Source organism: Gemmatimonadota bacterium (genome assembly GCA_009838845.1).
Classification (GTDB): domain Bacteria; phylum Latescibacterota; class UBA2968; order UBA2968; family UBA2968; genus VXRD01.
Window position 1 is genome coordinate 22755 of the sequence record VXRD01000013.1, and the last position, 15045, is coordinate 37799.

The following is a 15045-nucleotide window of genomic DNA, read 5'->3' on the forward strand; positions in this document are numbered from 1 at the left end:
ATGATAAGCGGTTTAACAGGCTGGTGAACGGTCAACAGGTACGATGGTGTATGCTGTTGAGATTCTTTCAGTTTCACATATCAATGGAGATTGAGGAATGACGACTTTCTATCTTATTCGACATGGAGAACCCATTTGGGATTTAGCTGCTGGTGGGAATCTCAAAGGTGCAGAGGAGGGTTGGGCAGCCCATATTATTCCGTTGACCGATAAGGGGATCAGCCAGATTGAGAATGCTTCAAAATTCCTGTCAAATGAAGATCCTCAGATTGTTATTTCATCCCCAATGTCACGGGCGCTCCAATCGGCTGCTATACTCAGCCGGATACTCAATCTTCCACTTCGAGTCGAGTTTGATCTGCACGAATGGATTTGCGGATGGCGCGATTCAATGACACTTGTCGAAGAAACAGAGGCAGAAATGCGTGAGTTGGGAGGTGAGTGGCCTATAGGAGAGACGAGAGATTGGGAGCCGATGTCCAGTGTGCGTGGTCGTGTTGGTCGCGTATTGGAACGATACCGGACCTTTCAGCGTGTTGTTGTTGTGTGTCATGAAATGGTCATCTTTTCGCTGACTGGAAAGAGGATGGGTTTTGCAGAATTTGTAAAGTTAAAAAAGTAAGTGTTTGAGTCCTACTGGTGTCTTAAGAAGTCGATGATAATGTCGGTCGCAACAATCAGGTGGGAAGTTGCCATTTTGACCACAGGTGATTTCTTTGAGTCTCCCAATCGTCCAGATCCGAGGGCTTAAAAGCTTTTCGGAGATTTTCGAGAGATTCAGTGAAAAACTTGGATTTTTCGAATGATTGTACTTCAGGATCGACATGTAGTTTCATAATTCGTTATTCCTGTGACTGATCTGGTTGTGGTGCTGGTGCCTGGATGAGTTCCAGGTCGGAAATGTCGGAGAAGTCGTGGTCGTGGGATGCAAGAGGGTAGCCCAGCATAATCGCGGTTGCAGCGATCCATGCGTCTGATTCCCGCATTTCTCGCCCCGCAGACTTGCGTTCGCTACGCAAGCGGGCACATGTGGTCACCAATTCAGGGCCGGGCCAAATAATCTCGTATTGTTCGAGATGATGCGCGAGTTCGTTCTTTCGTCTGTCCCCCCAACCTTTTGTGTACGCTCCGTACCAAAGCTCTTCCAGTGTCTGGAATGAGATGAGCACGCGACGGCCTCGAATTTGGTTCTGGTAGTACAGTGCTCTGGTATCTTTATTGAAGATGTATGAAACGATATTGGTGTCCAGGATTACCAATTTTAGGATTCCTTTCACCCAGCATCTCGGCCTTCGCGGATGATGCGAATGAACTCATCTACGTCGAAAGGTTCACTAACGGTAACGACTTTATCAGGGTCAAAAATCTTCGGATCCGGGTTGTTGCGAAATGCCTCAAGGTCAAACGGCTCTGACCATGACCGCGTGCTGGTTATCTGTTCTACATAAATGACATCCCATTCGTCATTGTCGTTGAAACGACCGCGGCCTCTGATCTCGACATACTGTGTCGCCAGCCGACGCATGTCGTCGTTCAGTGCCGGATCGAAACGCAATGGTACGACTTTTTGCGGGATGTAGTGCAACTTCGCCGTGCCACAAGCCCAGTTCACTTCCATCAGTCGCCCTTCCACCAGTGCAGACTCATCCAGGACTGGCGGCCTGGTCTTGTCGGACTTCTGTTTTTTTTCTGCGGGGCGGCCTGCAAACAGCGCCTCAACGCTGAGGTTTTCGTTCAGGTCGGGCCACTGGATGCCTCCCCCGGCACATCGCCAGTTGCGTCTTTCTTTGGCAGTGGCGTGTGCGAGCCTGGGATACCATTTCAGGGGCACAGAGATGGTTCGTCCATCAGAGAGTACTGCCGTCAGCGTATCCTCGCTTACTTCCACACGCTCAGCCTGTGGCATGTCAATTGTCGAGATATTCATCTCAGGCCTCCATATTGTACAACTTCTTAGAAGTCCATTCGAGATCACTGGATCCGCGTTTACAAATATCCGTAATTTAAGCGAAAAAACAAGGGTTTATAATGCGTATTTTTAATCTAAAAAGGAATTATATTTAAATCTGAAAGAGATAAGTAATCCACTAAAATGGGTTAAGTCCATATGACATATGCTAAAGGACTTGCATTATGACGCTCTATAGTATATCATAGGTGTAAACAAGCAGTAGAAACCTATTGGCAGAGCCAACAATTTTGCGTCAACTGAATCAATGGCGCGGGGGAGCTACTATAGGAGAGATACATCTCCTATGGTAGATTGTCCGCGCTTTTTTTGTTTTCGAGGCCAGTGATGCACAAAAATTCCTTTGAAGCTCTCTCACGACAAGGAGGTATGAATATGCGAATCGCCATCATCTCTGATATTCACGGAAATGCAGTGGCTTTAGAAGCTGTTTTGAATGATCTCAAAACAGAATCCATTGATCACATTGTGTGTCTGGGTGATACCATCTCTGACGGTCCCCAACCATGTGAGGTTATTGCTCGTTTGAAATCTCTGAATAGTTCTGTTGTTATGGGGAATATGGACGTGTGGTGTCTTGATCCACGTCCTGGTATGGGAAAGAGCAAGAACGCCAGGCGAGGAAATGAAGTTCGATTCTGGGATGTTCGTAAGCTTTCACCTGACGATCTCGACTATATGCGAACATTCCAGGCAACGGTCGAGATACCTCTGGATGCGAATACCAATCTTCTTTGCTATCACGGTTCTCCACGATCCAATGAAGATGCCATCGCTTCTCACACGTCAGATGAGGAGATGGAACGCATGCTGTCTGGTTATCACGCGATGGTATTGGCTGGGGGACATACGCATACACAGATGGTTCGTTATTATGCAGATAGCACGATCGTCAATCCCGGGAGTGTTGGTGCGCCTGTTCCCGCACAGGATCGGACACGCCGGGTTCTTCGAGGTTCGTTGGATGAGTCACACGATAGGGGATATCCTCCCTGGGCAGAATATGGCGTTATTGCCTGGGAGAATAGGAGCCTTCGGATCGAGTTACGCCGCGTGCTGATAGATATCGATTTGCTGGTGAGAAAAACGCGAGAGAGCGGGATGCCACACGCGGATTGGTGGATTCAAAATCGGTATCCCGGTGTGGTTTCCGAGGTATAACCGTCCTGGCATCGACAATAACCCTGAGGAGAAAACCATGCTTCGCTCAATATTTCTCGGATTGTTGGTACCTCTCATTATTGCTTCCCAGGTGCCGTCTCAAGAATCTCAGTCAGTTCTGTCTCGATCTGCTGATTTGACGAAGGATAATGTCTTTCAACGCATTTGGGATAGTGACGAGAATCAACTCTCCGTGAGTCGGCGCACAAAGACAGGGGAATGGGAAGATCCAGAGGCTGACATTCTGTTGGACGAACAGGTGAAGGCATCGGGAGAACGGACTATAGATTTGGCTATGCGCCCTTTGTTCCATAAGGTGAATGAAAGTAAGTTGTTCGATCCCAACCGAACTTATGCCAGCTTCATGAAGCTGTTGGATAACTATGCCATCCGCACTACAGATCCCGAGTTTACCACCGAAGAAGAAGAGGCCGAGCAACAGTATTTTCTATCGCATATTCTCCAAACTCGGCCCATGCAGATCGCCCAAAACTACATTAATCAAGCTCTTGGAGAAAATCTGTCGGAGGCACAGTTTCGTCAGGTACTCCATCGCCTGTGGTTTGAACTGTACACCAATCGCGGGTCAATATACTTCTGTTCTGGGTTTGAGCACGTCTTTGTTGGAGAGGGGAAATACAAACTGCGGCAGGACAATAAACGCGAGATTTTTGGTGACGTTTCGGGATACCATTCCTGGGTCAAGTTCTACTTGGACGAGAAAAATAAACGTGTCAATTTTCGTGGCTATAATTACGACTCACAAGGAACCACGAATCCCAATATAGTCACTCTGCAGATGATTTATACGGTGATGGATACTCTGGGCGAACCTATCGCGAAATTGTTTAAGAGGAAGAGTGGGTTTTTTGTCGGGTCGAGTCCCGAATGTGAAATGGCTATGGCTACAGTCGTCTTTTTCGAGAGTGTGCATGGCAAGATCAGTGACAAACGCCGGGTGACGATCAATGGAGCGACTTACAATCTCGTGTTGTATCGCAGTGCTGATTCCGATGGTAACCGTGGGGATTTTATTCGATCATTCTACCCTATTTTTTTGGGACTGGATGATGTCGAAAAGCCAGATATGGACCCGTCTATTGACGAGGACCTGAAATAGAAGTGGCTCACTCATCTATCCAAAGGATTTGAAAGCATTAGATATTCCGTCCTTCACATATCACACGATGGAAAGCCTCCCACTCTTCTTCTGTCAAGTCAATGGCGACTACTTTATCAGGATCGAAAATCTTCGGATTGGGATCATTGCGAAATGCCTCGAGGTCAAATGGCTCTGACCATGACCGCGTGCTGGTTATCTGCTCTACGTAAATAATATCCCATTCGTCATTGTCTTTGAAGCGACCACGGCCTCTGATCTCGACATACTGTGTCGCCAGCCGACGCATGTCGTCGTTCAGCACAGGATCGAAACACAATGGCACGATCCGTTGTGGGATGTAGTGCAACTCCGCTGTCCCGCAAGTCCAGTTCACCTCCATCAGCCGCCCTTCCACCAGTGCAGGCTCGTCTAAGACCGCCGGTTTTGTCTTGATTGTCGAGATATTCATCTCAGGCCTCCAGAGTGTACTACTTTTCAAAAGTTCATTCGGCATCAATCTCTATTAGTAAATCCGCTGGAATGCCCAGATGCGTTCGCAATGCGCCAATTTGTTCAATAGAGAGCGACCGGGTTCCTTCAAAAAATTCCGCTGTCTGGCGATTACTACCCAGCCACTTTGCCAGATCGTCTCGGCAAAGTTCCTTCTGCCCCAGCATAAAATCAACCACTTCCTGAGGTGTCGATTGTTCGTAGGCAGGCAAATGCGTGTCTTCATAAGCCTGCACCAGTATAGACAGAAACTCCAGTCGCTCATACGCTTCTGATCCAGGCTGGGGATCTGTATCGAGAAGGGTATCGATTTCAGCGACAGCACAATCGTATTCTTCTTCGTTTCTCAATACATGAGGTTTGGTGAAATCGAGTATGTCAGCCATCAGGTACTCCTTTTTACAAAGTGCCTTCTCGCGTACGGCGGGTGTATTTTTAGTATGCTCAGGTGAGGGGCAAATTGTCTGGCGTAAAAATCTGAAGGCCCGCTACTCTTGTATAGTGTCGGGTATTGCGGGTGAGCAGTGGAAGGTCTTGGGAGAGGCAAATACCTGCAATATCGGTATCAACTATCATGTGGGAAGTTGCCATTTTGACCACAGGTGATTTCTTTGAGTCTCCCAATCGTCCAGATCCGAGGGTTTGAAAGCTTCTCGGAGGTTTTCGAGAGATTCAGTGAGAAGCCTGGATTTTTCGAAGGATTGTACTTCAGGTTCAAAATCGGCTTTGGGTCTGATTTCAATACGATCTCCTGGATGGAGTCCCAATTCTTGCTCTGCGGTTTGTTTAGAGATGACAAGATCATCACCCAGGTATTCCAGTTCTACTTTTGGCATTGCTTTTTCTCCACTTAGAAAGTGTGCAGTCATTATGGTGAATATAGCCTTTTTTTTACAAGCTGCAAGTTGTGTTTGGTCTTAGACCATCGGTTTCCCATATCAGTTGATAAAGTCACACCTGACGTAGCTTATTCATATCGCAGGGCATCCACGGGATTGGTACGGGCAACTTTCCACGCCTGATAATTCACCGTGGTCAAGGCGGATGGCAACGGTCAGATAATTTTTTATCATGAGCAACTCTCTTAAAAAGTTATTGGTACCATTGTGCCTGGGCAGAAAATAGTCTGGCATATTCGCCGTTGAGTTTCAGCAGTTCTCGATGAGAATCGGATTCGATGATTTGACCATCCTTCATCACTATGACGCGGTCGGCCAATCGGGCAGCTCCCAGGCGGTGAGATATCATGAGTGCTGTGCGGTTCTCTGTCAGATCTACGAATCGCTCAAACAGAGCGAGTTCTGCTTTGGGGTCTAATGCCGATGTCGGTTCATCGAGTACGACCAGATCCGCATCTTTGAGATAGGCTCTTCCCAGTGCTACTTTTTGCCACTGTCCGCCCGATAGGTCGCGGTCTCCAAATTTTCTTCCGAGATATCCATCCCATCCATCGCTCAGGTCCGAGTGAATATCGAGGATGTCCGCTCGATGTGCTGCAGCATAGAGTCTGGTGTCGTCAGACATGGCGTCCAATTGTCCGAATCCGATATTTTCTCTGAGTTTCAGATCGAATTTTGCATAGTCCTGAAAAACCGCTGCGACGCGACTTTGCACTTCTTCGGGTGGGCGTTTATCCATATCTCCATCTACCATGTAAATTTCGCCTGCGTCGGGAGTGTATAATCCGATGAGTAGCTTTACCAGTGTTGTTTTGCCGGCTCCATTTTCTCCCACGATTGCGATTTTTTCTCCGGCTTTAATTTGTAAGTTCACATTTTTAACTACGGGATCAGTTCTCGATGGATAGGTGAACGTAATATCCCGGGCTGTGATGGCGAGTCCCTGTCTTTTGTTGGATGCCTGTTCAATGTGGGACGGTCTGATCTTCTCGGTTGGCTCTTTTTCTTGCTCTTTCGCAAGCGCGAAGAACTCGAACGCATCGCCCAGAAATTCCGAGTGTTCGAGTATATTGCCCACGCTCTGGACAGTGCCCTGTAAAAAATTTTGGAAACGCGTCGCATAACTGATCACCACGGCCAAGTCGCCAATTGTGGCTTGTCCCATAACAACGGAATAGATAATTAGAGATAGCACACCGGCATAGCTCAGCCATTCCCAAAATCCTCCAAATGCATGATAGCCCGAGTCGCGTTTATAGACGTTCAAGACGTCCTTTTCGCGCGTTCGCCATGAATGCGTCCAACGGTTGTGCAAAAATCTCGACAAATCGAAGAGGCGCACTTCTGCCGCAGCCTGTCTATCTGTGAGCAATTCCTGGTAATAATGTCGCAGCCTGTCGGTCAAGGTGTGTTTTCTTTGCACATCGTACACCATGTGGGCGCGTTTTGATTGCAGGAGAAGAGAGGGGATGATGCCAAGTGCCATGATGGGAATGATCCACGGATGCACGACAAACAAAGTGCCAGCAATTGAAGCGGCAATGGAAAACTGCCAGAGGGGATGGAGCAGACCATTGAGCAATTCTGTGAGGCGGTCGCCCAAATTGTTGTCCGCCCGTCGGAGGCAGTCGTAAAACGCGCTGTCTTCAAATCGGATGAGTGGCGCGTTGGCAGCTTGTTCGTAAATGCGCGATTGTATGTGATGTGTCGCGTGGTCGCGGAGATAGACCATGATAATCGGGCGCAGCATATTCATGGTCATTTCAACCAAAATGGCTGCGATGTAGAGAAGCATATAGGTCGGGATATCCCAGGCGCCGGGCGTGGGGGATTCGACGAGGGCATTGATCAGCCCCCGCATGGCCAAGACATAGACGCTGTAAGAAAATCCCGGTATTACTGTCGTGGCGATTAGGACGACAAAAGCAATGGGATGTGCGCGCCAGAGTTCGAACACCATAGCGACAATAGGACGCCACAGGTTTGTGCGTTGGGATGATTTTTCCTGGCTCATCGGTACCACCTCGCTTGAGATTCAAACATCTCTGCGTACTCTCCGCCTTCGCGCAATAGTTGGTCGTGTGTACCTTCTTCCACAACGGTTCCTCCGCGAAAGACGAGGATGCGGTCTGCCAAACGCGCTATGCCGAGTCGGTGGGCGATCATCAATGCGGTGCGTCCGGTAGCGAGTTCCCGAAAGCGTTCAAAAATTGCGAGTTCAGCCATTGGGTCCAGGGCGGCAGTGGGTTCGTCGAGGACGAGTATTTCAGAATTTCGGAAAAAGGCTCTTGCGAGTGCCACGCGTTGCCATTGCCCTCCCGAAAGATCGACACCACCCATTTCGGGACCGATGAGTGTGTCGTATCCCTGGGGCAAAGAGGCGGTTATATCCGCACCTACTTGCACAGCGGCGCGATGTACAGCGCGCTTCTGTTCTTCGGTTTGGATCTGGGATAGGGCGATATTTTCGGCGAGGGAAAGATGGTAGCGGACATAAGATTGCATTACGGCTGAGTACGAATGATAGAGCAGGTGGGGTTCTATGTCTTGATAATCAATACCGTCGGCTAAAATCGCGCCTGAATCGGGGCGATAGAGGCCCAATAACAGGCGGACAAAGGTGGTTTTGCCCGATCCATTTTCGCCGACAATGGCGACTTTTTCGCCAGCGTTGATTTCGAGATTCAGGTTTCGGAGCGCAGGGATTTCGCTTCCGGGGTAGGTATAGGTCACATTTTTTGCGACAATGCCATGGCGCAAGGGTTTTGGAAATGGTCTGGTATTTTTTGTTGGGTCAGCAGATGGGGCACTGTATTCGGGCAGGTCGAGAAAATGGCGCAGGTCTGACGCATAACCCGATGATTCTCCCAGTTGGCGAAGTGCCAAAACGATCAAATACATGGGGTCGAGTATGCCCGAAACCGCTTGAAAAAAGATCGTATAGAGACCGGGAGATGCATCTACAGATGGGCTGACGGCAATCCAATATAAGGCACCTATACTTGCCAGGACGCTGATGCCATACGTCCCAAATTGTTTGAGATCTACCCGGATGGCCTCACGGCGCAATTCATTTCTGGATTCCCAATAGAGCTTTGTCCACCTGTCGATCAAATACTGTTTCAAATCATAGAGACGCGCTTCTTTGGCTGTATTGCGGTCAACTATTATGGCGCCGTAATAATCTGCCAAACGCCGCTTAAATGTTTGGCGGCTCAAGACAGACCAGACATCTTGACCGCCCTTCATGGCTATCCAGATAGACACTCCTGTAAGTCCTACTACGCCCATCAGGATAAATGGGTGGATGATCCAGAGGACAGCACCATATCCGATCAGGCTGGAGAGGTTGCGAACGACGCTCATGATCTGGTCTAAAATATCAGGTCCTTTTTGTTCGGTTTGAGACATGGCGCGCGTGAGTTCGTCGTAATAGCCCGTGTGCTCGAATTGTTCTAATGAGAGGCGAGGGGCTTTGGCTATGACGAGGCGGGTCAGTTCCCTGCCAGCGGCTTGTTGGAATTTACCGCTCAACCATGGGTCTATCCATCCCACCAATCGCTGAATAAAAAGTCCCGCGAGAAGGAAGGTTAGATAGGTAAATACCGGGTTCAGAGATCCGCTGGATCGAACCACATCGACCACAGCATCGATCAGATACTTGGTAATCCACAGGTTGATGGGCAGTACGAGGCTGCGAATGAGGGACGTAAACGCCCATAAGAGAGCCGGAGCTGGTGCCACCTTCAAGACGAGGCGCAATAACCAGATCAGATTCAGGAATTGTTTGAAGGTTCCGAGGTGATCTGCCCTGAATACTGGAATGGGCTTAGGTTGAGCTGAAGAGTGGTGAATATTTGGGATATTCATAGAAGTAGCTCACTCATATCGCAACGCATCAATGGGATTGGAATGCGCTGCGCGAATGGCTTGCATGCTCACGGTTCCAAAGGCGATGATCAGGGCCATTATCGCGCTTGCAACAAATGGCAAGACATTCAGATCTGTCTGATAGGCAAATCCAGAGAGCCAGTCGCGCATCAGATAGTAGGCGATTGGCCAGGCGATGAGATTGGCGAGTAGAACGAGAAATATAAATTCTCGGGAGAGCAGGATGACCAGATGCGGTGTGGATGCGCCCAGTACCTTGCGGATGCCGATTTCTTTGGTGCGCGATTGAACCATAAATGCCGCCAGTCCGAATAACCCCAAACACGCCACAAAAATTGCCAGCAGTGAAAATACCCCGAGCACTTTGCCGGTGAGGTGTTCGTCAAAATAGTACCACCGTATGATTTCATCCAAAAAGTGATATTCAAAAGGCGCATCTGGCACAAAGCGTTTCCACTGCGTTTCGAGAAAGGACAGGGTTTGCGCGGTGTTTTCTGGTCGGATGCGCAGGGCCAGCGAAGAAAATAGTTTCCAGCGGGCCACGAATCCCATGGGTGCGATTTCTTCCCGTAGCGTCAAACTGTGGTAGTCTTTCACAACGCCAATTACGGTCAGAGTTGGATTTATCAATGCCTGCCACTCGATCTGTTTGCCAATCGGGTCGTCCTCCCAGCCGAGCAGGCGTACGGCTGTTTCATTCAAGATAATCGCCTGAGAAGTATCGCTGGCAACATCGGCTGAAAAGGCGCGACCGCGAAGCACGGGAATGTCAAATATTTCAAAAAAGGAATCATCGACTTCGTTCATGCGAATTGTCCGTTCTTTTGTTCGGTCTCCATCGGGCCAGATTAAGCGCGGTCGTCCGCCGTATCCCGAGATGTCGTATCGCAGTGCTGACGCGCTGAGGATATTGGGATGTTCGAGAAAGACCTGTTTGACCATCTGGTGGCGTGCCGAAAGGCGCATTTGTGGATCGAGTTCATGCTCACGGTCGTGAGCAAAGATCGGCAAACTCACAATGTGGTCGCGCGTGAAACCCATATCTTTGGTTTCTATAAATCGCAGTTGCTGATAAACGATCAGGGTGCAGATCACAAGCAAAATGGACATGCCGAATTGAAAAATCACGAGTCCTTTCTTCAACCATGCAGAACCCGAGGAGGAAGATGCACTGCTTTTTAACGCTGTGACCGGGCGAAAAGAGGAGAGGAAAAATGCCGGATACCATCCCGCCAGCAATCCGACCAACAATGTGAATGCCAGTACCGCTGGCGCACAGGCCATTATTGTAGCTGCATTGAGGTGCAAATCGCTGTACACAAATTGATTGAATAAGGGTAGGAATAACTCAACCAGTACAAGGGCAATCAGCAGGGCGGCGGAGGTTAAGAGTAGAGATTCGCTCAAAAACTGGACCATCAGTTGTGAGCGATGCGCGCCAACGACTTTTCGCACGCCGACTTCGCGATTGCGGGTGACAGCGCGTGCAGTCGCCAGATTTGTAAAGTTCACGCACGCAATGACCACTACGATCAGTCCAATAGCTGCCAACATGTAAATTTGTTGTATGGGGCTGTCGGCAGCCGGGTCAAAATCGGATTTACCATACAGGTACACGCGGTGTAGGGGCTGTAGATGATAGGCGTTTTTTGCTGCAACTTCATCCCCCATATACTGTTTGATCAACGACTGCATTTTCGCCTGGAGAGTTTCTGCGTTTTGTCCTGCTTTTAATAGCACATAGGTGTTTACTGGCCGCCACGATAGCAAAGGCCGCCACATCGTCCACGCCCGTTGCGTCTCTTCTACAGGGGGTATTGTGGTTGAGAGTATTTGAAAATAAAGTTCTGGCGAGAGATGAGGCTCCTTTACAATGCCGGTAACTGTGTACTCGCCAGGGAAACTGTTGTCGTCGATTGAAACTGTTTGGCCCATTGGGTCTGTATCGCCAAACAAGTGTTGCGCCATGTCGTCGGTAATGACCACAGAGTAGGGCAGGCGAAACGCGGTCTCTAAGTCGCCTTTTATGAGGGGAAAATCAAATACGTCCAAAAAGTTGTCATCTGTCAGTGCAAAGGAGTATCGACCCTTGCGCTCGCCGTATTGTGCAGATACGCCCCCCCACCAGATACGCACGGTTGTTTCTACTTCGGGAAATGTTTCTTTCAGCACAGGACCGAGTGTACCTGATGTACCGATGCCATAAGTTGTGCGTGTGCTGCCGCGTTGTTCTCGAATTACTTTGTAAATGCGGTCGCCCAGGGTGTGAAAACGATCTGCTGCAAATTCCTGCTGGATATACAACAGGATCAGAATGCCACACGCCAGGCCGATGGCGAGGCCCAGTACATTGATGGATGTGTACAATTTGTGCCGCATCAAATTGCGGATCGCAACGGTCAGATAATTTTTGATCATGAGAAGATCCTTAAGACATTTCGGCACTGGCTCTGAACATTTTACTCCTCCTGTAAATACAGAATTGCAAAACCACTGGAAATTCACGATATTTAAACACGAGAATCAAGAGGAAATTCGCATTGCATGTTGGAGATTTTTTATGAAAACCGAGCGTTGGACAATCCCAGGGATTATCAAAGACGGTGTGGTTGTGCCCCAGAGCAATACCCCCTTGCCCAATGGCATCTATGTAGATATTCTCATTCGTCCTGTGGATATGACGCCTGAACTCAAGTCCGAATTAGACCAGTGGGACAAGGCGAGCGATGAGGCATGGACACTGATTGATCAATGGGAGGCAGAAGAGCGGTGAATGTTGGCGACATTCATTGGGTCGATCTGCCCTCCGCCAATGGCCATGAGCAACGCGGGCGTCGTCCCGCCGTGGTTTTACAAGATGACAACTATGGTGATAGCTTACCTGTTGTACTTGTGATACCTCTGACGACAGTAAGGTCAGCAACCCGTTTTGCTGGTACGACATTCATTCGTCCCACACCAGAAAATGGGTTGCAACACGAATCGGTGGCACTCGTATTTCAACTGAGGGCGATTGACCGACGTCGCCTTCAGGAACGCATTGGGAATGTGAGTACTCAGGTTTTGAACGCAATATTTGAGGAGCTTGGAAAACTTACAGGGCGCAACCTTTGATAGCTCACTCATATCGCAGGGCATCCACGGGATTGGTGCGAGCGACTTTCCACGCTTGATAACTCACTGTGGTCAAGGCGATAAACAACGCCAGAAAACCACTCAGAACAAACGCCCATATTTCCAGGTCAATGCGATAGGCGAAATCCTGTAGCCACCTGTTCATTGCATAATAGGCAATTGGCCAGGCGATGAGATTGGCAATGCCGACGAGCAGAGCGAACTCTTTCGACAACATGAGCACGAGATTAGAAACGGATGCGCCCAATACTTTGCGGATGCCGATTTCTTTGATGCGCAGTTGTGCGGTGAAGGAGGCGAGTCCGAACAGTCCGAGGCTTGCGACAAAGATGGCGAGGATGGAGAAGAGGCCAAAGAGCGTGCCTATTTGTTCTTCTGTGCGATAGAGTTTGTCGTAATCGTCGTCGAGGAAGAAATAGTCAAATGGTTTATTCGGTGCGATTTCCTTCCATTGTGTCTTCAGAAAACTGAGTGTGCCTGCGACATCATCGGAACGAATGCGGATAGCAAAATACTCAGACCACCTTTCCAGTGTGGTGATAATCAAAGGTTCTATTTTATGATGTAGGGACTGATAGTGAAAGTCTTTCACTACACCTACGACCTCTCCTCTATACTGTACCTCCATCTTGCCACCCTGTGGCCATATATTTTCTACTTCCTTACCCACACATGAAGTCCATCCAAATTTTTGCATGGCGGCTTCATTCAGGATAAGTTCTCCCTCTCCGTCATTCATCATATCTTTTGCAAAGCCCCTGCCCTCTACAAGTTCAAGGCCATAAGTCGAGATAAATTCGCGATCGACCACAATCATGTTCATCATTAAACCATCCTGAGATGCTCCATCAATAGGGGAGCGAAACAGACTGGTGGGAAATTGTCGTCCCGGGATATTCGAAGACGTTGAAGTGCTCAATACATTTGCATACCCCGATAATCGCGATTTATATCGCTCTATTACCCGCATACCGGGATAGGGCGTGACAATGACATGCTCTTTACGGAAGCCGAGTTTCTTGTTTCTGATATAATCCGATTGATGGTAAACGACAACTGTCCCAATGATGAGAATGATCGAAATGACAAACTGAAATACGACGAGGGTTTTGCGGGAACTGGAGGTTTTCAATCCTCGCCTCAGGGTGCTTTTTAAGACCTCTACTGGCTGAAAAGCCGAGAGGAATAAGGCGGGGTAAATCCCAGAGAGCAGCCCTGCAAATAAGGCAACACTGAGCAGGGCCAATACGACATGCCAATTACTCGCGTAATCCAATACCAGTTCGCGCTGGATAAAGGCGTTGAACGCTGGGAGTGAGACTTCAATCAGAACAATGGCAAACAGTAGAGCCACCAATGCCAGCAATATGGATTCGGCCATAAATTGACGGATTAGCTGTGCGCGGTTGGCACCAACGACTTTTCGCATGCCAACCTCTTTTGACCGGGTCGCTGAGCGAGCCGTGGAGAGGTTCATAAAGTTGATACAGGCGAGCACGAGGACGAAAAGAGCAATGACCAGGAAGAGATAGACATACCGAATATCGCTGTTTTCGCTCATTTCCCCTCCCAGGTGAGAATGCAAATGAATATCAGTTAGGGGTTGCAAGAAGTACCTGGCAAAGCCACTGGCTTTGAGCAGTTCACCTGCATGTGTCTCAATAAAATTGGGCAATTTCGCTTCTAATCCCTGGGCAGAATCTCTTTTCTGAAGCAGCAAATAGGTATAAAAATCATGTCGTAGCCAATTTGACTGATGATCGCGAGACATAGGAGATGCAAGAAGATTGAATTGGAAATGAGAGTTGTGAGCCGTGTCCTTCAATACACCCGTCACCTTAAATGCCTTATCATTGAACGACAGGATTTGTCCCACCGGATCCTGTTCGCCAAAATACTTCTGTGCTATTGCTTCTGTAATCACAACAGAATGAGGTTCCGAAAATGCTGTCTCAGAATCCCCCTTGCTGAGTGGGAAATTGAAGACTTCAAAGAAATTTGGATCGGTAAACACAACACCATTTTCATAAAAGAAATGACCGTGTTGATCCCCAACAAGCGTTTTGGGATCAGCTCTGGAAAACCGCACAGCCTCTATCACTTCGGGATAGTCTTTGACAAGTGCGGGTCCTATTGGCAATGGCGTGATTGCATAATGACTCAGGACCCCAGCGACTTTCGCTTCTATGGCAACCCGATAGATTCGGTCTGCGTGTTCGTGGTGCTGGTCATAGCTCAGTTCGTCTTGCACATAGAGCAGGATGAGGATGCAACAGGCCATGCCGATGGCGAGACCGAGGATGTTGATGGCAGAGAATGTTTTGTTTCTGGCGATGTTGCGGATGGCAACGGTCAGATAATTTTTGATCATGATTTTA

14 protein-coding genes are annotated in these 15045 nt (G+C 48.7%); 5 read left to right on the forward strand and 9 right to left on the reverse strand.

All coding sequences use genetic code 11. From position 1 onward, the window contains the following. Positions 1-97 precede the first annotated feature (97 nt). Entirely contained in the window at positions 98-622 is a 525-nt protein-coding gene (locus tag F4Y39_01715; GenBank protein ID MYC12423.1) for a histidine phosphatase family protein, read from the forward strand. A gap of 220 nt (positions 623-842) precedes the next feature. Here the strand turns inward: F4Y39_01715 and F4Y39_01720 are convergent, their stop codons facing one another. Beyond that, positions 843-1277 carry a type II toxin-antitoxin system VapC family toxin gene (locus tag F4Y39_01720; protein ID MYC12424.1) on the reverse strand — a complete coding sequence of 145 codons (435 nt, stop codon included), beginning with the start codon at positions 1275-1277 and terminating at the stop codon, positions 843-845. After that, the gene (locus F4Y39_01725; protein MYC12425.1) at positions 1274-1927 is read right to left on the reverse strand and encodes a DUF2442 domain-containing protein; all 654 of its coding nucleotides are present in this window, start codon (positions 1925-1927) and stop codon (positions 1274-1276) included. Before F4Y39_01725 ends, F4Y39_01720 begins: the two co-directional genes overlap by 4 nt. 369 nt (positions 1928-2296) lie before the next feature. Between F4Y39_01725 and F4Y39_01730 the strand changes: the two genes are divergently transcribed. Both F4Y39_01730 and F4Y39_01735 read left to right on the forward strand, forming a co-directional pair. Beyond that, a complete protein-coding gene (locus F4Y39_01730) occupies positions 2297-3130 on the forward strand; it encodes a metallophosphoesterase family protein (GenBank protein ID MYC12426.1) in 834 nt (277 codons plus the stop codon). A gap of 37 nt (positions 3131-3167) precedes the next feature. Continuing rightward, the gene (locus F4Y39_01735; GenBank protein MYC12427.1) at positions 3168-4250 is read left to right on the forward strand and encodes an endoribonuclease; all 1083 of its coding nucleotides are present in this window, start codon (positions 3168-3170) and stop codon (positions 4248-4250) included. A 37-nt stretch (positions 4251-4287) separates the two neighbouring features. Here the strand turns inward: F4Y39_01735 and F4Y39_01740 are convergent, their stop codons facing one another. The 6 genes from F4Y39_01740 to F4Y39_01765 form a co-directional block, all read right to left on the reverse strand. Beyond that, a complete protein-coding gene (locus tag F4Y39_01740; GenBank protein ID MYC12428.1) occupies positions 4288-4701 on the reverse strand; it encodes a hypothetical protein in 414 nt (137 codons plus the stop codon). Positions 4702-4735: 34 nt separating this feature from the next. Further along, entirely contained in the window at positions 4736-5128 is a 393-nt protein-coding gene (locus F4Y39_01745; GenBank protein ID MYC12429.1) for a hypothetical protein, read from the reverse strand. Positions 5129-5314: 186 nt separating this feature from the next. Further along, positions 5315-5578 carry a hypothetical protein gene (locus F4Y39_01750; protein MYC12430.1) on the reverse strand — a complete coding sequence of 88 codons (264 nt, stop codon included), beginning with the start codon at positions 5576-5578 and terminating at the stop codon, positions 5315-5317. A 256-nt stretch (positions 5579-5834) separates the two neighbouring features. Continuing rightward, positions 5835-7655, reverse strand: a complete 1821-nt coding sequence (locus F4Y39_01755) for an ABC transporter ATP-binding protein (GenBank protein MYC12431.1) — start codon at positions 7653-7655, stop codon at positions 5835-5837. Then, a complete protein-coding gene (locus tag F4Y39_01760) occupies positions 7652-9511 on the reverse strand; it encodes an ABC transporter ATP-binding protein (GenBank protein ID MYC12432.1) in 1860 nt (619 codons plus the stop codon). Before F4Y39_01760 ends, F4Y39_01755 begins: the two co-directional genes overlap by 4 nt. Before the next feature lie 9 nt (positions 9512-9520). Further along, positions 9521-11950: an FtsX-like permease family protein gene (locus F4Y39_01765; GenBank protein MYC12433.1), complete on the reverse strand. Its 2430-nt coding sequence runs from the start codon at positions 11948-11950 to the stop codon at positions 9521-9523. A gap of 142 nt (positions 11951-12092) precedes the next feature. On the opposite strand from F4Y39_01765, the gene F4Y39_01770 reads away from it, so the two are divergent. Together F4Y39_01770 and F4Y39_01775 are read left to right on the forward strand one after the other, a co-directional pair. Beyond that, a complete protein-coding gene (locus tag F4Y39_01770; protein MYC12434.1) occupies positions 12093-12305 on the forward strand; it encodes a hypothetical protein in 213 nt (70 codons plus the stop codon). After that, positions 12284-12646, forward strand: coding sequence for a type II toxin-antitoxin system PemK/MazF family toxin (locus tag F4Y39_01775; protein ID MYC12435.1), 363 nt, complete (start codon positions 12284-12286; stop codon positions 12644-12646). The genes F4Y39_01770 and F4Y39_01775 overlap by 22 nt, the downstream gene beginning before the upstream one ends. Positions 12647-12650: 4 nt before the next feature. On the opposite strand, the gene F4Y39_01780 is transcribed toward F4Y39_01775, so the two are convergent. Beyond that, a complete protein-coding gene (locus F4Y39_01780; GenBank protein ID MYC12436.1) occupies positions 12651-15038 on the reverse strand; it encodes an FtsX-like permease family protein in 2388 nt (795 codons plus the stop codon). Positions 15039-15045: the final 7 nt, after the last annotated feature.